We start from the raw sequence: 18,340 nt of genomic DNA, 5'->3' as shown, positions 1-18,340 counted from the left end.
TTAAGTCCTGAGTGCTAAGTGCTGAGTCCTGAGTGTCATTGCGACCGAGAACGAAGACTCGAGTACCTAAATTTCGCAATACTCCGTACTTGGATAAGCCAAATTCGAGGAAATAGGCCGTTTGGACGATAAAATTGACTCTTAACCTGTTACCTTTTGCCGACTCGTTGGTCTTCTATAATTGAGACCTCTGTTACAATTGGACCGGAAGAATGTCAAAACTGATATGGGTTAGGCGTGTCTCAGGCGCATTCGCACTGCTATGTTGCCTGGCAAGTTTCGACGCAAATGGTATTCGAGCGCAGAGTTCGCCGCAGTGGCAAATGGTCGGTGGTAATATTGGGCTTTCGCCTACCGCGATCTTCTTCTTCGATCCCATTCATGGGGTACTCGCTGGCGGCAGACAATTTGCGCTCATTAGTTACCCGGTAATCCGCTGGCAATTCGTCTCTGCGCCTGCCGGCGTAACCTCGATACGTGCGCTCCGCCTCATCCACGATACGCTATTTGCCGCTACGAATGCGGATCTCATCTTCTCGCTTGACTCGGGCCGCACGTGGCAATTCTCCGGGCTTGGCCTTACGAACGCCAATGACATCTATGCGGATGGTAAAGGCAATATCCGGGTCCTAACCGATCCGATGAAGGTCTTCGCTCGGCTCGACACGCTGAACTGTATCGCGCAAGGGACGGGTAATATCTACATATCGAGTGATGGCGGACTCACTTGGACCACGACCGGCGTCCCAGTGGCCGATCTCGCGAGCACGGGCGCATTTGCCGATCGATGTCGCAAAGCGTATGTCTGTCCAAACTCCTGGGGTACGGCGTGGCGCTCGGTCGATTCCGGCAAGACCTGGACCTTGAAGAATACTGGCTCCGGCTCAGGCTCCGAGTGGGTCGCAGGTGCGAGCGTAACCACCTACTTGACATCGATGGCTGGAATGTTCCGCTCCACGGATGATGGCCTGACCTGGCGATCGGTCATAACCGTGAATCATGGGTCAAGCCCATTCTTCGTGTTTGGACCAATGGGTGAGCATGTCGTCATCCCGGATGGATTCATCTTCATGGCAACAACGGGCGGGCTGGATGATTTGCATGGCGCCCTGGCCACGGAGGATTCGAACGGCGCTCCGCTCAATCAGCATGATACATTCGATGTTCCTCTCAGGATTGTTTCGCCATGCCAGCCGCTGCTCATTCCTATTCCGCTGGAGAGTGATGTTGAGGGGTTATCGGCAACAATTACGATTGCCAGAGATAGCTTTGGAGACTTTGCGCTCGCCCAGCGAACGTCGTCCCATCTCAATACTCGGCAACATGACACGCTCTGGCTATCGTATACCCCGCATCACACGATGAGCAGCGCGGTGCTCCGAATTGATAATCACTGGCAGTGCTCGGACTGGCCGGAATTTCAAACGGTACATATTATTACGATACCAACAGCGACGATCGCTCCTCCACCGGCGCTTGCCGGCAATTGCAAACCAGACACCGAGGCAGCACGGCTTCTCATCGATTCGTGTCAGACACTCGTGATCGACTCTGTGCAAATCCCACCTTCGATTTCCGCGCGTCTCAAAATTGCCTCCCCCCTTCCGGATACGGCTCGCCTTGGCGATCACGATTCGCTCTTCTTCTCATTTGACCCGGCCGGAATTGTTGCCAACTTTTCGGAGAACGTGAAAGTCTTCGGCCACTATCTCGGCATCGACACGGTCTTGGATACGCTCTACTACTTTCCTCATTCGTGGGGTCAGGATACGAACTTCGCCTTCTTTTATGAGATCGTCCCGATCCGCATGTTTGCGCTTGCCAGCGTGGCTCTCGTCACGCGGGATTCGGTACTTGCCGTTGACCGCCCAATTCTCTGTGCGCGATTGCAGGACACCTCTGCCACGTTCATCAACAAAGGCTGCACGCCGGACACGATCACGAGCATTTCGATCGCAGGCGGTGGATTTACGCGGCCAACGATCCCTCTGCCGATTATCGTTCAGGCTGGTCAATCAGCATCGGTTCCAATCGAGTTCGGCGCGCCAGATACTGGCGCATTTGCTGGCTCACTCACCTTGCGGGTCGTCTCCGGTGAAACCAAGCAGATCGTTCTGCCACTCGCAGCCACCGGCTATCCGCACTATGGCATTTTGGAAATGACCAGCACTGCGCTGGATGGGGGTCTGGTGTCATTCTGCAAAGGGGAAATGATACTGCGCGACACAATCCGCAATCTGGGATGTGATACACTATTCTTCACACCAGCGACGATTTCTGGCACTGCCGGTGGATCTGTCGATACGTCTTTCTCACTTCTATCGCCACTCTCGTCCGATCTCTTGCCTGGTGATTCTACTATTCTCACAATTCGTCTTGGAGGGCGAATCAAAGGCTTCCATTCGGGCTCCATCCACTTCCAATATGCACGGAATAGCGGCGCTCCCTTGCATGATACAAGTCTATGGGTCGCCGGAACGATCATTCCCGGCGAGTCTTACCTGGATGCCTCGCTGGATGGTGCGGTATTCAATGACGTGTATACGTGTCAAGTCCGGGATACGATCGTGACGATTGCGAATCCCGGTTGCGACACGCTTTGGCTCGATAGTCTCGCATTTACGAATCCATCCTTTTCCTCCCATTCGAGTTTCCCGGTTTCCATTCCACCGTTTGGTTCGCTACCGATTACCGTTCATGTCGCGCCCGACACAGCTGGCGCGCCGTTGGAAATCTTCGGCAAGATGATTGTTTATAGCGAAGCTTCTATTCTGCAAATCGACACGATCAACTTATGGATTGAAGTCATCTATCCCGAGCACTTGTCTATTGCCGTACTCAGCGAGCAAAGTGCTCCCGCAGGTAAAGAGGTGACATTCGTCTTGGTACTCACGGGCGGCGCTGCTGCACGCGGCACATCGCTTCGCTCACTCTCGTTCGATCTGACCCATGATGATGATCTCCTCGCATTTGACACCGCGATCGGTGCCGGACTTCTGGGTACGAGTGGACCGAACGTCAACGGACAAATGACGCTGCACTTTGTACTCGACTCGCTTCCGGCAAGTGATACAATCGGAACGTTGACGTTCAAAGCATATCTTGCGAGAGCAGACACGACGCCGCTCACACTTTCGAATATCGTGCTCGATAACCGCCGCGACCTGCCGAACGACTGCGTCGGCTCGCTTGCGGACACGGGTTCCATCTTCAGATATATTCCCGGCTGCAGCGATGGCATGATCCGTGATTTCCTGAATTCAGGCAGCTTCACGGTCGACGATGTTCGTCCCAATCCCGCACATGATGAGATTAGCGTGCGCTTGATTAGTACCGAACCCGGCGCCACGTTTCATGCTGAGTTGTATGATGCCCTCGGGCGCGTTGCGATTCCGCCACAAGAAATGTCCGAAAGATCTGTGCGCGATCACTTTACGTTCGATGTTCGTGCCCTTCCGTCGGACTTGTATTATCTTCGCATCCTCTCCAACGGCTATTCACAAACACGGAGTGTGTCGATTGAACGATAGGCTCAATAGGCCAGCAAGCATGATAGCGTCACTGAGGATCAAACGTCTCATCCTCAGCATTCTGGTGCTTGTCTGCACGATGAGTTTCAGCGCGAATATCGCACGGGCGCAGGCTGACTCTCTCGAAAACGGACTCGGTGGTCCCGAATGGATGATGTGCGGCGGGACGGGACTGACGAAGAACTTTATTTCTCAGTTCGACAAAGAATGGAAAGTCACCGCGTTCTATTTTTTCGACGCAACGCATGGCCTTGCAGCGCTCACACCAGGAATCCCCACCGATACTATCTATTATTTGTCCAAGCGTGGCAAATGGACCCACTCCACGATGCCGTCGGGCATCGCAATGGTCCGGAAGATCCGATTCATTCAAGGAAAGCTGTATGCCGCAACGGAACAGGACGTGCTCGTCTCGTCGGACTCCGGCGTGCATTGGCAATACTCGGGACTCCATCTGAATAATGCCAATGATATTTATGCGGATGCCGCCGGTAACATCCAGTGCCTGAAAGACCCCATGCAGACTTTTGCGCGGCTGGATACGACGCACTGCATCGCAACGGGCAGTGGAAGCATCTATTATTCATCGGATGGAGGTAGGACCTGGATGTCCATCGTTAACGGAATTGATCCAAGCAGTGCGGGAGCCTTTGCCGACCGGTGCAAGAGTGTGTATCTCTGTCCCAACGCGTGGGGCACGGTCTTTCGCTCGACGGATCTTGGCTTGACCTGGCGGACGGTCCCGACCGGCTCCGGGCCATTTCCGGAATGGCTCACAGGAGCAAGCACCACCGCATACATCTCGGATACCGGTGGACTCTACCGCACAACCGATGACGGCCTGACCTGGAAGTCGATCATCACCGTCCTTAACGGTCCGCATCTGCTTTATCCATTCGGACCAATGGGCGAGCACGCCGCTATGAGCGTATTGCGGCAAGTTGGGGCATGGGGGGTCTACCGCGAAATTTGGATGACCTTCACTGGCGGTGATGACATGCTCCACAGTGGCCCCAACATGACGGACTCGAACGGCGCGCCGCTCATGCAGCAGGATACATTCAATATTCCACTCGAACTTACTTCCATGTGCAATGCGATGCGGATTCCGATCCCTTTCTGGTCGGATGTTGACAGCATGAGCGAACAGATCAGTATTGCGAGCGATAGTCTCGGCGATTTTTCGTTGCTCGGGCCCACGTCCACAGTTCTCACCAAGCAAGCCGCGGATACATTTTGGCTTGCATACAATCCACATCACCCGGTGAGCAATGTGGTACTCAAATTCGATAATCACTGGCAGTGTTCAGACTGGTCGGAGACGCGGACGGTCCATGTCGTTACCATTCCGACCGCCCTGATCGCCCCGCCCCGAACATTTGCCGGTAGTTGCAGGCTCGACACTGAGGTGGCACTCATCACGCTCGATTCCTGCGAGACGCTCGCGATCGACTCGGTGTGGATTACGGACTCGATCGCTTCACGTTTTCGATTGGTCTCGGCCATACCTGATACGGCCCGCATGCTCTATCACGATTCATTGCTGTTCGCGTTCGATCCAACCGGGATCGTTGGCAATATTTCGGACAGCATCACGATCTTCGGACACTATCTTGGGCTGGATTCCACACTCAATAATTACTACTACTTCCCACATGCCTCGGGAGTAGACACAAACTTCGGGTTCTTTTATAGAAGAATACCGATTCGATTGTCCGCGCTGCCGAGACTTGCGGTATTGACTTCCGATTCGGTCCTTTCGTTCGGCACCGTGTATGTATGCCAACAGCGCGACACAACAATCACACTCTACAATCCCGGATGCGATACGGTGATCGTGTTCGGCGATTCGATTGGTGCGAAGAACGGCAACTTTGTGACCGACACCTCTTATCCCTTTGTGCTGCCAGGCGGCAGCTCAGCGAAGGTTCGTATTACAGCAATACCGGACACGACACGCCATCCCGCGAGTATCAGCGCCGCACTTCTATTCCGCACGAACGCCGATAGCGCATTTCAACCCATCCCGTTGCGTGCGAGCATTGTATATCCGGAGCCATTTTCGATTGTACTTTCTCATCCGGACAACGTGAAGCCTGGCCAAACCGTGACCGTGTACGTGGTCCTGCGACACCGGAGCGCCGCACTCCGACCCTTCACTGCGATTCATTTCGATCTCACGCACAACGATGATTTCCTGAGCTTCGCAGGTATCGGACTTATGCCAACGAGCACGACCGGCGACCCCACGGCAGAAGTGCAGCATTTCAATCTTACACCATTGCCGGCAAGCGATACAGTGGGTATCCTTACATTCAAAGTGTATCTTGCTTCGATGCAGACAACCACCCTCCAACTCTCGAATGTCACATTCGAGAATCAGACGGGCCTTCTGCCTGCATGCATCGCGTCGATCGATACGTCCGGTTCGAACTTCGTCCTTATTTCTGCTTGCGGCTTTGGTCCCATGGGAGAGGTGATGTCACAAGGCGCATTTACGATTGATGACATTCGTCCGAATCCTGCAAACGATAAGCTTGAAGTCCACGTGGTGGGCGCCGTGGAAGATGGCGAGAACGCCACCTTCCACGCGGAGATGTATGATGTCCTGGGACGCGCGGCTGTTCCGGCTCAGGACGCGCACGGCACGGCGCTACAGATCGATGTATCTACTCTACCAGGGGGAGCCTATTACCTTCGAATTTCGAATGGAGGTTTCAGCGCCTCGCGGCGGGTGCAGATAATCCATTGAAATGTGTTAGGCCTGGCGCCTGCTTCCGATCTAACTGTTGTTGACGCCGAGGCAAAGCTAAGCATGGTAGTTGCTTTGGGAACGAGATTGCTTCCGGCTCACTTCGTTGCATGTCGCATTGATTACAGATTGATCCCTTATGTATATCGAACAACTCTATACGAACTGCCTTGCCGAAGCTGCCTATTATGTTGAATCGATTGGTGCAACAGGCCGGCGGGAAGCCGTTATCATCGATCCGATCCGAGAGACGGACCAGTACGTTGCTCTGGCTTCCGACCGCGGAGCCACAATAAAGTATATCCTCGAGACGCATTTCCATGCCGACTTTGTATCGGGCCATCTCGATCTTACCGCCGCGACCGGCGCACCGATCGTCTACGGTCCCGGCGCCAAAGCGGATTACCCATTCCACGAAGCGGAGGATGGCGAACGACTCCAAATTGGGACTTTGGAAATCGAAATACTCCACACACCGGGACACACGCCGGAATCGGTCTGCTATCTGCTCAATGACGAACACGGCAAACCGCATTCTCTCTTCAGCGGCGACACACTCTTTGTCGGCGATGTTGGTCGCCCCGATCTTCTCGATGGCAAGATGACGAAGGAGTCCCTGGCCTCGATGATGTACGACTCACTTCGAACAAAGATTGCCCCGTTGCCGGATGATGTGATCCTCTATCCGGCACATGGTCCAGGCTCAGCCTGTGGAAAGAACATCGGCAAAGAAACAGTCTCCACAATTGGGCAACAGAAGCTTGCAAACTATGCACTGCGCGCGGCAAGTATGGCTGTGCCACGGGAGGAATTTATCGCAATGCTGACGAATGACCTTTCGGCCCCACCGCGATATTACTTCAAAGATGCTGCAATCAACAAGACCAGCTATGCGCCGCTCGCTGAAGTTCTCAGCCGGAATGTTCAACCGTTAACACTCGAAGCCTTCGATCAGGCACTGACACAAGGCGCTTTGATCCTCGATGCACGCGCTGCCGATTCGTTCGAACAGGGGCATATATCCGGCTCGATCAATATCGGCCTGAATGGAAGTTACGCCTGGTGGGCCGGCACCTTGCTTGATATTTCCAGCCCGCTGGTGATCGTTGCACCGGCCGCCCAGGAAGCCGAAGCCATCAGCCGGCTGGCCCGAATCGGCTATGAAAATGTGATCGGCTTTCTCGATGGCGGATTTGACACATGGAAAAATGCCGGCCGTGCGGTTGAGGGAATTCAATCTATCGATCCCGAGGAATTCGCATCGCTCTATGCCCATGGCGCACCAGTATTGGATGTTCGGAATGCCACCGAGTTCGGGGCCGAGCATGTCAGTGGCGCCGTTCATATTCCGCTTGCAGAATTGGAGGAGCGCATCGTTGAACTCGATCCTAAAGCTGAGTACTTGGTCCATTGCGCCCGGGGCTATCGCTCGATGGTTGCAGCCAGTATTCTGAGCCGTTATGGTTTCAATCGGATCCGAAACGTCCATGGCGGTTATGCCGGCATTCGACCATTTCTGGAAGGATCCATAGTTTCGCATCAGGAAGTCCCTGCCTGATGCGTTTGCTCTTTGATTGCCCGGGCGTGCCTATGATGATGAACATTCTTTCTGAACATGCTTGCCAGCATGACGGCGGCAATTGATGCGACGGCATAGACAACCTCTTCCGCCTGAATATGAGTAGAAAGGGATAGAATTGCAAAAACAGAGGAAGCAGTCATCAAAATGACCCGCGCAAAGAAACGGAAAGGGATTCTCGCCATAGGGAGAAGGTATCCAAGCGGCGGGCCATTGATCGATCTGCAGTGGACCCGATGAGTGATTTCGGATAACTTACTCTGGTAATCCACCACACTATCGGATTAACATCGAATAAGAATACGAATCGAGAGGTAAAAAAAAAGAAGAAGGATGAAGGTCTTCACCTTCATCCTTCTTTGGTAAAGAGGAATTTGCTCTTAGGCGCGCTCAGCGGCTGGCTTCCACACGCTATCGACCGGACCGGTGTATTCGGCCATCGGGCGAATGATGCGGTTGTTCGCATATTGCTCAAGGCAATGCGCCGTCCATCCGGATACGCGGCTGATCGCGAAGATCGGCGTATAGAGATCGAGCGGAATACCCATCATATAATAGGTGCTCGCGGAATAGAAGTCCACATTCGAGTAGAGGTGTTTCTCTTCGAGAATAAACTGCTCGATCGTCTTGGACATCTCGTACCATTGCGGCTGACCAGTACGCTGTCCCATGCGCTCGGAGAACTGGCGCAGATGCGTAGCGCGCGGGTCCTCGGTGCGATAGACGCGATGGCCAAAGCCCATGATCTTCTCTTTGCGCGCAAGTGCATCGGTGATCCATTCTTTGGCCTTCTTCGGATCGCCGACCTTCAGCAGCATCTTCATGACCTGCTCGTTGGCGCCGCCATGGAGCGGCCCTTTGAGTGCGCCAATGGCACCCGTAACGGCGGAGTAAATATCGGAGAGCGTCGCTGCGATGCAGCGGCCGGTAAAGGTCGAAGCATTAAACTCATGATCGGCATGAAGGATGAGCGCCGAGTCGAACATCTTGACGACTTCGGCGTCCTGTTCTTTGCCGAGCAAGAGATAGAGGAAATTGGCCGCGTGTCCGAGCGAGGCCTTTGGCTGCAGGAATTCGCGACCATTGCGCGAGGCATCGTAGTATGCAACCAGCAGCGGGAACATCCCGATCATGCGAATGCTCTTCTCGATGTTCGCTTCGCGTGACATGTCCTCGGCTTGCGTATCGTAGAGCCCGGCTTCGCTGACAAGTGTGCGGAGCGCAGCCATCGGATGGATGTTGCGCGGCATCTCTTTGATCCGGTCCATGACCGGCTTTGCCACGCTACGACTCTTGACGAGCTTGGCGTTGAACTCAGCGAGTTCGGAGGTATTCGGCAGCTTGCTATACAGGAGCAAGTATGCTGTTTCTTCAAATGAGCCTTTGACGAGATCGTGGATATCGTAGCCGCGGTATGCGAGAATTCCTCGCTTGCCGTCGAGCAGGCAGATGGAGCTTTGACCGGCTACGACGTCTTCGAGTCCCGCTTTTTGCGGAGCTGGTTTGGACGTGCCGTTGTGTGAGTTGGTGGGTGTGGTGAGTGTCGCTACAGCGTGTTCTTCAGCCATGGTCGATGGAGGATATAGATTGTGTAAGTGCCTGGGACGGCGGGCCATCTATGGGCCCACGCCACCGGGCGGTGCGGTAAACAGAATGCCGGGGAAAAAATTCGTTCGATTGCGAGGTTTAGACTGGATCGCGGCCGACACATTGCGGATGGACAAGGCCGGGCCATCCTACTTGCGCTTCTGAGCTTTGTGATACTCCCGTTCGAGCGTTGCCATCAACTTCGGTATCTGGTCGTAAAGCCGTTTCGGTTTGCGTTTCTCATGTCTCGATAGCGTATACTGCGCGATGATCGGCAGCGCGATGGTTGAATCCACATAGCACACGACGGTATCCGGCAACTGATCCGGATCGATCTTGCCCCAACTAACCGCTTCCGATGGCGTCGCGCCTGAGAGTCCCCCGGTATCCGGCCTGGCATCTGTGACCTGAAGGAAGAAGTCGTGGCCCTTCTCCTCGATGCCCATGACTTCTTGAATCTGCGGCTCAGTCTGCAGGAGAAAGTTCTTCGGGCTCCCACCGCCTAAGATAAAGACGGCGGATTTGCCTTTGCGCTTTGTGGTCACGCCGCGTTTGGCTCCGAGGACGATCGCTGCCGTCTCATTAACATCGCGGTTCGGATCGATTACCAGCTTGTTGCCTTGCAGCGCCATTGCGGCTATGTTCATGCCAATCGAGCTATCGCCAGGTGAACTGGTATAGACTGGGACGGAATATTCGTGGGCAGTTGAGATTAGGGACTTATGCGAAATGCGTAGTTGCTTCTCCCTGGCGCGCACGTAGCCGCCTGCCAGGTAATGAAACTCCGCGCTCGACATTGGTCGCTGAAACTCCGGACCAGCAATGATCTTGCGGAAGAACGCATCGGTATCGAGCAGCACATCGTATTCGAAGAGAATGTCATAGATCCGAATCACGCCATCCTTCCGCAGCAATACATCATCCATATTCGGTTTGCCTCGACGGAGCGTTTTGCCGATGCCGAAGTGGGTATCGTGATAGAGATTTGCACCGGTCGAGACGATCCAGTCGATGAACCCGGCTTCGATCATAGGTACGAGGCACGAGCCGCCGAGCCCCGCAGGTGTGAGCGCACCGGTAAGCGAGAGGCCAATGGTCACATCGTCGCCCAGCATCCGTTCGGTCATGAGATGGCAAGCCTCATGCAATCGGCCTGCATTGTAGGCCTGGAAGTAGTCATCGACTAGATCCGCGACCTTCATCGCGCGCGGCATGGGTTTCGGAACGATCGGTTTTCCTTGTAGATATCTGGAGCGTGAGCGCATGTAGTAGTTAGGTTTAGACGCAAAAATACGCATGGTTTCGGTTTCGCTCCGCTCATTAGCTGTCATTCCCGCTTTCGCGGGAATGACAATCGAAGCGCTGTGCAAAACCACATTCACCTCTAAGGAGTTAGATTAAGTATGCGCGTCGCCTATTCCAAATGGATTCCCGGCAAGAGCCAAACGGCCGAAGACAGACTGAAGCAGCTTCTCGGGCTGTTTAGCCAGTTGTTGCTCACGACGAGCGGCGATGTCAATGAAGTCCTCGAATGGATGCGATATCTCGACGAACAATACAAGATCTTCGGCCCCGACATGACGCTCGATATGTTCAAGGACGAACTCAAGCGGATGGGCCTCATCGAAGAAGACGAGAATGCCCTGCTCAAACCGACAAACAAAGCAATTCAGAACATTCGGCGTGATGCACTGCTGGAGATGTTCCGTTCGCTCCGCAAATCCCCAAGCGGCGCACACGACACCCCGCACACCGGCTCGGGCATCGAGCGGACGCAGAACACCAAGCCCTACAACTTCGGCGATCAATCGTCGAACATCGACTTTACCCAGACATTCCTGAATGCACAGAAACGAGCACTCCGAGAGAACGATGATGATGACCGATCAGAACCTTCATCCTTCATCACTCATCCTTCATCTTTTGTCAGCATAGAAGAAGATGATATTGAGATTTACGAGACCGAGCACCTGACTTCATGCGCTACGGTGCTCATGATCGACATCTCCCATTCGATGATTCTCTACGGCGAGGACCGTATCACGCCGGCAAAGAAGGTTGCGCTGGCACTCTCGGAGCTGATCAAAACCAAATTTCCGAAGGACCAACTTTACGTCGTCACGTTTGGCGATGAGGCGAAGCTCATCACCGTAAGCGAGCTGCCGTTCCTCGAAGTTGGACCATTTCACACGAACACCAAAGCGGGACTTCGGCTCGCGCGGCAATTGCTGATACGATCGGGCAACGTAAATAAGCAGATCTTCATGGTGACGGATGGCAAGCCATCGGCGATGTTCGATGATGCGGGCCGACTTTACAAGAACTCGTTCGGACTCGATCCGAAGATCGTCAACAAGACGCTCGATGAAGCGCTCGCCTGCCGCCGCGAGAAGATCACGATCTCGACCTTCATGGTCGCCCGCGATCCGTATCTCATCGGATTCGTCGAAGAACTCACCAAGTCGAACAAAGGCCGCGCCTATTATTCGGGCCTGAATGATCTGGGGCAGTTCGTCTTTGTCGATTATGTAAGGAATAGGAAGAAGAAATATCCGGGGAGCAGGGATTGACTCGCTTGGCTCGCGATTTTTTTACTCACTGTTCCAACAGACACGCTATATATTTTTATATTACGTTTTGGGAAATTTTTCATGAAACAGCTGCGGTGTCCCCTAGATAGGCGTCTGTTTTCTCATTGCAAATAAGCCGACATTGCACCGCATTTGCACTTCATAATTCGTCATTGGTAATTAGCGAAGAGACCCCCTTCCATCTAATATAACATGGTTCGATACCTCCGGCATAGCACATTTTCGATGAATTATTGATTTAATTGTAGAGACCCTTCGACAGGCTCAGGGCAGGCTCCGCCGCGCACGGCCTCTGCCAGGATAACCGGAAAGTGCGTGCCGCCGTGTATACTCACGAAATCCAACAAAGGCCACGCATATTACTCCGGGCTGAATGATCTGGGCCCGTTCGTCTTTGTCGACTATGTGCGGAATCGGAAGAAGAAATATCCGGGAAGCAGGGATTAGCTACTTCCCCGAATACAATCCGCTACAAGAGCATTTTATTGCAGCGGAAACATCGCCCCGGCCGCGATGCGAATGTCTCGCGACATGAGTGACTCGTTTACTCCAGTCGCCGCCGTCTTCTCGACATTGACTAAGCCAAGTGCGTAGCCGGCATCGAGGAAGAGTTGCGGACCGCCGGTCATTTGATACGACACACCCGCGCCGAAGAGCAGCGATAAGTCCAGCGAGTTAAAACTGTTGCTCACATCGACCGTTTGGTCGAAGTATGTCGCTCCGCCGGAGGTCTGCACCTGATGGTCGCTCGCTGCAAGCAGGATTCCGACATCCGGACCGGCGAAGAAGTATGGCTTCACATTGCTCGTGCCGAGTGCAATCTTAGCCAGCACAGGTATTTCGATATAGCCGAGTGTGAAGTCATCTGTTTCTGGCAAACCATTGTCCGGACTGACTCCATCGAGGTGATCGCCCTTCTGATTATAGAGAAGTTGTACGCTCAGCGCCCATTGAGGTTGAAACCAGTAGTCGAGCTGTCCGCCGAGTAGAAATCCGGTATGGCTCGAAACGGTAAAGTTCGTGTAGAGTGGCGTCGCTTCATTGGCAATGCCGAGTCCACCGCGCACCCCGATCATCGTGGATGGCTGTGGTGTATACGCATAGCGTTGCGCTGATGCCAGTGCCGGCGCGATTGTGAGAAGGAAAAGCCCGAGGGCCATCAATCGTAAGTGTCGCATAATATGTAGTTTGGAAAAGTGAGCTACGCTGTGACATGCACAAGAACTTTGCCGGGGCGTACGAATCTATCGTGAGTTTCCGGTGAATCGCTATTCAGGTCATTTGGGCCACGCCTCATGAAACGAGGCGCGGCAGTTGTACGAATACAAGGTACATCACTAACTTGTACTCGATATGAGACGAATCACAACCATTTTAGCATTCACACTCATCACACTGCTTGTTGGACAATACGGTTACGCGCAAACGGCTGGTCCGGGCACGCGTCCGCGAACGCCAAGTAATGGCGGGACGACCTATCCGTCGACGGTTCCAACCGTTCCGGGTACGACACCGATATACGTACCAACGACTCCGGCGCCATATACACCATATAATCCTGGCTATACGCCGGTCTACAATCCGAACCAGGCGCAGGCCCAACTCAACGCGATCCGCCAGCATAAGGCACAACTTCGCGCGGAACTCGCGCAGCTCGATCAACGGGAGCGGGACTTAGAGCAGCAGCTTGCCGCATATAACGGAAGCTATTACAACGATGGCAATAATAACGGCTATGCGGAAAATGCCCATCACGACAACGGAAAACATACGGGTTGGGCAAAGAACGGGAAAGGTGATCGCGGCGATGACGGCGATTAATCGCCCCTAACGACGATAATTCTCAAGTGCTAGCGTGCTGCGGATGACAGCACGCTAGCACTTTTTTCTGTTGTCGCTTCCGTCTAAGTAGTTTTTGAGTAGTCAGGAGTGGTAACATCTTGCCGATTACCGGGTTATTGTGCGAGCTTGTGTGAATGATCGCTCATTCATTGTATCAAAATCTACTGCTATTTTACCATGAAATATTCGATTCGCCACATCTGGCGCGGTGCCTGTGCGATGTGTCTTATGTCTCTCCTGCTGGTATCCTTCATGCTATGCACGGAACGTGACGCGCGAGCCCTGGTGACGTTTTCTTATACGGGATCGCATCAACTCGTTTGGACCAGCAATGGCGCGAAGACCGTAACTATCAATCGCATCGGAGGATATACGCCGTTATCGGTCGATGCGTATCTATCTGGCAGCAAGAAGTTTAGCCTTGACTACCAGAATGTCTATTGGCCTGATTCCTCCCAAGATACCGGCTACATGTTCCCACGGTATTTCTCAGTGCGGTTCTCTTCGAGCGCGAACGATACTTCCATCGCCTACCTGGTGCTCTCCGATAGCGTTGTGAGAGATACGATCGAACTGATCGGATATGGCACTCAGGATTCGAGGGACTTCACGGTCTCGGATACGGCGCTGTCCATCTTCGTGAGTGACTCGACTCAACTCGGCGGAACAACGAGCGAATGGCTCTACAATCGCCAATCCAGTAGCATTTATGTTGTGGCGCGGCTTAGTGATAGTACCAACTGGGATCTGGATGGCCACGGCGGCTCGGAGAGTATTCTGGTCTCGAGTTTTGGAAGCCGAGCCTTCAATGTGAACTACAAACCGCACGGAGTCTATCACGATAACGTCACAATTACCCTAACTTGCGCTTCGCCCTACTATCAGCAAAGGATCGTGACGGTTCAGGCAACGGACAACCACTATGCACCGGTGTCCTATGTTCCTACCGTGACCGCTCCCGATCTGGGCGAGGTACAGCCGGGAGATTCAGCGTGCGGGACGGTGACCATCAGTAATCATACGTCTCAGGCGATTACGATCACGTATATCCGTGCGTCCGACTCGACATACTGGAGTCTACAATTCGACCCGCTGCCATTCGCAATCCCGGCCGGTGGCTCCAGAACTGCCACGGTTTGCTTCCATCCTCCACAAGGAGATATTGGAGATTATGCCGGGGACCGCATTTACGTATCCTATCGGGATTCAAATGGCATGACGGGGACCGTCGCGGATAATGCCTATGCCCACACGCCTGCGGCTCTCGAAGCGATTCGAGATTCGCTGCGTCTCGACGATGTGATCGTCGGCGGGTATGTTGAAGCCACAGCCATTTTTGTGGCGCATAAAAATCTGACATTGGCTGGCGGCAGTTCGTATGTCTCCGGTGGTGGTTCGGTCTCGATTATCGCTCCCAGCATGCCGCATCAGATGCACTCCGGTGATACGGTTTCGATCCGAATCCGCGTGACGCCGAGCGCGGATACTGCGGGATACTACTGGGGTTACATCCCGCTGTCAGATACCGGTTGGAGTGGCGAGATCGTTTTTCAAGGCCAATCGATGCAGTCATCTACGAGTGACTTGCAGCTCTTCCCGGCGCAATCAGAACTGCTGGCACTGACAACTTCGTCCCAGGTCACGGTCGATACTTTCTGGTTTGTCAATAATTACTCTGGGGCCGTTCATATCCCGCTGGGCGGTGTGCATCTCGCGCAGGGCACATACTTCAGTATCCTCGGCGAGATACCACGCAATGTGCCTGACACACTGACATCTTCGCAGAAGCTCGGTGTGATCGTGCAATTTAGCGGTGACACGAACGGCTTCTATCATGACTCGCTCTATATCGATGCGGATTACGCAATCCAATCGCTGCCGATCAATCTCGAAGCCGTTCGCACCGGCGTTCCTGCTGCTGTGCACCGGGTTGCGATCGCGGGCCCCGCACAGATTTGGCTTGCCCCGAATCCGGCCCTCGGACCGGTTGCGATTTCCATCGACAATGCTGAACGGGCATCGATCGATATTTTCGATGTGCTCGGCAACCGTGTTGCGGTCATGCCAAATGCGATATCCAGTTCGTGGGACCCGACCGGCCTGAGCGGGGGCATCTATATCATCCGTGCCAGCGGGATGGACCAGAACGGCGATCCATTCGCGATTTCAAAGCGACTCGTGCTGGCTCGATAACCGCAACGAGCGTGTATCATAAGGGACCGCCGACCGCCGGGTCGGAGGTCCCTTCTTCGTTCGGAGACGTTCCTCGCATCCATCGACCATACGATCTAGGTAGTTTTTGAGTAGTCAAACTTTGTAACTTCTGTTTGATTACCGGGTTATCCCGTTGAGTCTTGAAGAATGAGCGATCATTCGAACATCCAAACCTATTGCAGCTTACCATGGAACATTCGATACAACACTCCCGTCGTGCCCCACGCGCGCTGGCATTTTTATCTCTCGTGCTTGTGTCTCTCTTACTTGCCGCGGCGACACAGAACGCGAGTGCCTTTGTCTCCTACAGCTATGGCGGATCTCATCAATATACGTGGTCTACCAACGGATCCACGGCACTAGCCTTAACTCGGACCGGTGGCACCACAGCACTGACCGTCTTCGCCACTCTGAGTGGTAGCTCCAACTTTACATTGGATCAGTCGAGCATCTACTGGGCGGATTCTTCGCAAGATACCGGAATCGTGCGGAACACGCGTTATTTGGGTGTGTACTTCTCCTCCGCTTTGGACGACACCTCGACGGCCGTGCTCATTTTGCATGATAGCCACCGTATCGATACGATTTATCTAACGGGATACGGACCGCATGTCACCGATACGGTGGACTACTTACTCAATTGGAATTACGGGCTTCCACATATTACTGTCCGCCGCGATTCCGGCGGGACGTCCTCATCCGGCACGGTCTATGTCCTGAATCACCGAACATCAACCATCACTGTGTCTATCAGTTTGCTGGATAGCACCAATTGGGATATTAACGGTGGCGGTGGACTCCTGGCTACGATGGCCGCAGGTGGTTCCAGAACCCTGACGATCACATACCATCCGCACGGCGTCTGGCGCGACACCGCAACGGTGAACATCGTGTGCTACACTCCATACTATCAGGATACCGTCATCCATATATATGTAACGGACCCGCTGTTTGCGCCCCCAAGCTACATTCCAGGTATCACCGCGCCCGCGTTGGGTCAGGTGCAGCAGGGTGACACGACGTGTGGCCCGGTGACGCTAACGAATGCCACCTCGAAGGCCATCCAAATTACTGCGATCAACATTTCGGCAGACTATGACTGGTCGCTCAGTAGTGTGCCGTCCACACCATTCTGGCTGGCAGCAGGATCCACGAATACGTTCTCCATTTGCTACAATCCGGCGGTGGGCTTCTTCGGCGGCTCCAGCGCGGATGTGGATGTCGATTGGCTCGATTCGTCCGGCATGTCGGGAAGAATTTATGCAACGGCAACAGGATACACGCCCTCGTGCGTCAAGCTCCTCGGCGATACTGTCGTGCTCGACGATGTGCTCATCGGTGGATATGTCGAAGCGACTGAGTATGCTATCGTCCACAAGGATTCCATCCTGCGGACCACCTATTTGTTCATGACCGATAGCGGCTCGGTTCAAGTGATTAGTCCATCGCTGCCCACGCGGGTCCATGCCGGCGACACCATCCCGGTGCGCTTCCGCGCAACACCGGCGGGACAAGGAAGATACGGCAATGGGGTCTACTGGGGCTATATCTCGCTCTCGGATGGAGACAACTGCACTTCCACAATCACATTCCGCGGTCGCGCGCTCGATTCGTCGTCGAGTGGGCTCCAACTCTTCCCAGCGGAGACTGAACTGCTGGCAATGACAACATCTTCGCAGGTCACGCTGGATACGTTCTGGTTCGTCAACAACTATGGTGGATCGGTGATCATCCCATCGAATGGCGTCAAGCTCTCGCAGGGCACGCACTTCAGCATCGCGGGCACGTTGCCGCATGCACTGCCAGACACCATCACGTCGAGCCAAAACTTCGGCGTTATCGTCCAGTTCAGTGGCGATACGAGCGGATTCTATCACGATTCGCTGACGATCGAGGCGAGCCATAACCTTCAGGGCTTCCCGGTCTATAATCTCGAAGCGTTGTATACGAAGTCGGCAAACTCCGGCGTCAACTCCATCATGTCCTCCAGTCCAGCAAGCTTGAGCCTTGTCCCCAATCCCTCTGAAGGACCGGTCACCATGATGCTCGCCAGTGCCACGAAGGCTTCCATCGAGATCTTCGATGTCCTCGGCAATCGTGTGGCAGTCATGCCGAATGCCCTCACCAGTTCATGGGATCCGACTGGCCTGAGCGATGGCATCTATATCGTCCGCGCGAACGGAGTGGACGAAAACGGCACTGCCTTTACCCTATTGAAGCGCCTCATTCTCGCACGATAAGAGTA

10 protein-coding genes are annotated in these 18,340 nt (G+C 54.0%); 7 read left to right on the top strand and 3 right to left on the bottom strand.

The features are described from left to right. Positions 1-212 precede the first annotated feature (212 nt). The 3 genes from Q8902_07390 to Q8902_07380 all read left to right on the top strand — a co-directional run bounded on the left by Q8902_07390 (position 213) and on the right by Q8902_07380 (position 7,840). Positions 213-3,530, top strand: a complete 3,318-nt coding sequence (locus Q8902_07390) for a hypothetical protein (GenBank protein ID MDP4199377.1) — start codon at positions 213-215, stop codon at positions 3,528-3,530. A gap of 19 nt (positions 3,531-3,549) precedes the next feature. Further along, positions 3,550-6,282 carry a T9SS type A sorting domain-containing protein gene (locus Q8902_07385; GenBank protein MDP4199376.1) on the top strand — a complete coding sequence of 911 codons (2,733 nt, stop codon included), beginning with the start codon at positions 3,550-3,552 and terminating at the stop codon, positions 6,280-6,282. 139 nt (positions 6,283-6,421) lie between these two features. After that, positions 6,422-7,840: a rhodanese-like domain-containing protein gene (locus Q8902_07380; GenBank protein MDP4199375.1), complete on the top strand. Its 1,419-nt coding sequence runs from the start codon at positions 6,422-6,424 to the stop codon at positions 7,838-7,840. 401 nt (positions 7,841-8,241) lie between these two features. Here Q8902_07380 and Q8902_07375 read toward each other — a convergent pair whose 3' ends face one another. Beyond that, a complete protein-coding gene (locus Q8902_07375; GenBank protein MDP4199374.1) occupies positions 8,242-9,429 on the bottom strand; it encodes a citrate synthase in 1,188 nt (395 codons plus the stop codon). A gap of 168 nt (positions 9,430-9,597) precedes the next feature. Next, positions 9,598-10,713, bottom strand: coding sequence for a deoxyhypusine synthase (gene speY, locus Q8902_07370; GenBank protein ID MDP4199373.1), 1,116 nt, complete (start codon positions 10,711-10,713; stop codon positions 9,598-9,600). Positions 10,714-10,851: 138 nt separating this feature from the next. Between speY and Q8902_07365 the strand changes: the two genes are divergently transcribed. Continuing rightward, entirely contained in the window at positions 10,852-12,018 is a 1,167-nt protein-coding gene (locus Q8902_07365) for a VWA domain-containing protein (GenBank protein MDP4199372.1), read from the top strand. A gap of 503 nt (positions 12,019-12,521) precedes the next feature. On the opposite strand, the gene Q8902_07360 is transcribed toward Q8902_07365, so the two are convergent. Then, a complete protein-coding gene (locus Q8902_07360; protein ID MDP4199371.1) occupies positions 12,522-13,217 on the bottom strand; it encodes a porin family protein in 696 nt (231 codons plus the stop codon). Between the two features lie 175 nt (positions 13,218-13,392). On the opposite strand from Q8902_07360, the gene Q8902_07355 reads away from it, so the two are divergent. The 3 genes from Q8902_07355 to Q8902_07345 all read left to right on the top strand — a co-directional run bounded on the left by Q8902_07355 (position 13,393) and on the right by Q8902_07345 (position 18,335). Beyond that, positions 13,393-13,860, top strand: coding sequence for a hypothetical protein (locus Q8902_07355; protein ID MDP4199370.1), 468 nt, complete (start codon positions 13,393-13,395; stop codon positions 13,858-13,860). 198 nt (positions 13,861-14,058) lie between these two features. Then, on the top strand, positions 14,059-16,074 hold the full coding sequence (locus tag Q8902_07350) for a T9SS type A sorting domain-containing protein (protein ID MDP4199369.1): 2,016 nt from the start codon (positions 14,059-14,061) through the stop codon (positions 16,072-16,074). Positions 16,075-16,283: 209 nt separating this feature from the next. Further along, positions 16,284-18,335, top strand: coding sequence for a T9SS type A sorting domain-containing protein (locus tag Q8902_07345; GenBank protein MDP4199368.1), 2,052 nt, complete (start codon positions 16,284-16,286; stop codon positions 18,333-18,335). Positions 18,336-18,340: the final 5 nt, after the last annotated feature.

Source organism: Bacteroidota bacterium, from assembly GCA_030706745.1.
Taxonomy (GTDB): domain Bacteria; phylum Bacteroidota; class Ignavibacteria; order Palsa-1295; family Palsa-1295; genus PALSA-1295.
This window is presented reverse-complemented; position numbering and strand designations above follow the sequence as displayed.

What these genes read in the sequence shown, in the direction of transcription:
- Q8902_07390 (MDP4199377.1), top strand. Translation starts at nt 213, where the DNA reads ATGTCAAAACTGATATGGGTTAGGCGTGTCTCAGGCGCATTCGCACTG.
- Q8902_07385 (MDP4199376.1), top strand. Translation starts at nt 3,550, where the DNA reads ATGATAGCGTCACTGAGGATCAAACGTCTCATCCTCAGCATTCTGGTG.
- Q8902_07345 (MDP4199368.1), top strand. Translation starts at nt 16,284, where the DNA reads ATGGAACATTCGATACAACACTCCCGTCGTGCCCCACGCGCGCTGGCA.
- Q8902_07380 (MDP4199375.1), top strand. Translation starts at nt 6,422, where the DNA reads ATGTATATCGAACAACTCTATACGAACTGCCTTGCCGAAGCTGCCTAT.
- Q8902_07360 (MDP4199371.1), bottom strand. Translation starts at nt 13,217, where the DNA reads ATGCGACACTTACGATTGATGGCCCTCGGGCTTTTCCTTCTCACAATC.
- Q8902_07350 (MDP4199369.1), top strand. Translation starts at nt 14,059, where the DNA reads ATGAAATATTCGATTCGCCACATCTGGCGCGGTGCCTGTGCGATGTGT.
- Q8902_07375 (MDP4199374.1), bottom strand. Translation starts at nt 9,429, where the DNA reads ATGGCTGAAGAACACGCTGTAGCGACACTCACCACACCCACCAACTCA.
- Q8902_07355 (MDP4199370.1), top strand. Translation starts at nt 13,393, where the DNA reads ATGAGACGAATCACAACCATTTTAGCATTCACACTCATCACACTGCTT.
- Q8902_07365 (MDP4199372.1), top strand. Translation starts at nt 10,852, where the DNA reads ATGCGCGTCGCCTATTCCAAATGGATTCCCGGCAAGAGCCAAACGGCC.
- speY (MDP4199373.1), bottom strand. Translation starts at nt 10,713, where the DNA reads ATGCGCTCACGCTCCAGATATCTACAAGGAAAACCGATCGTTCCGAAA.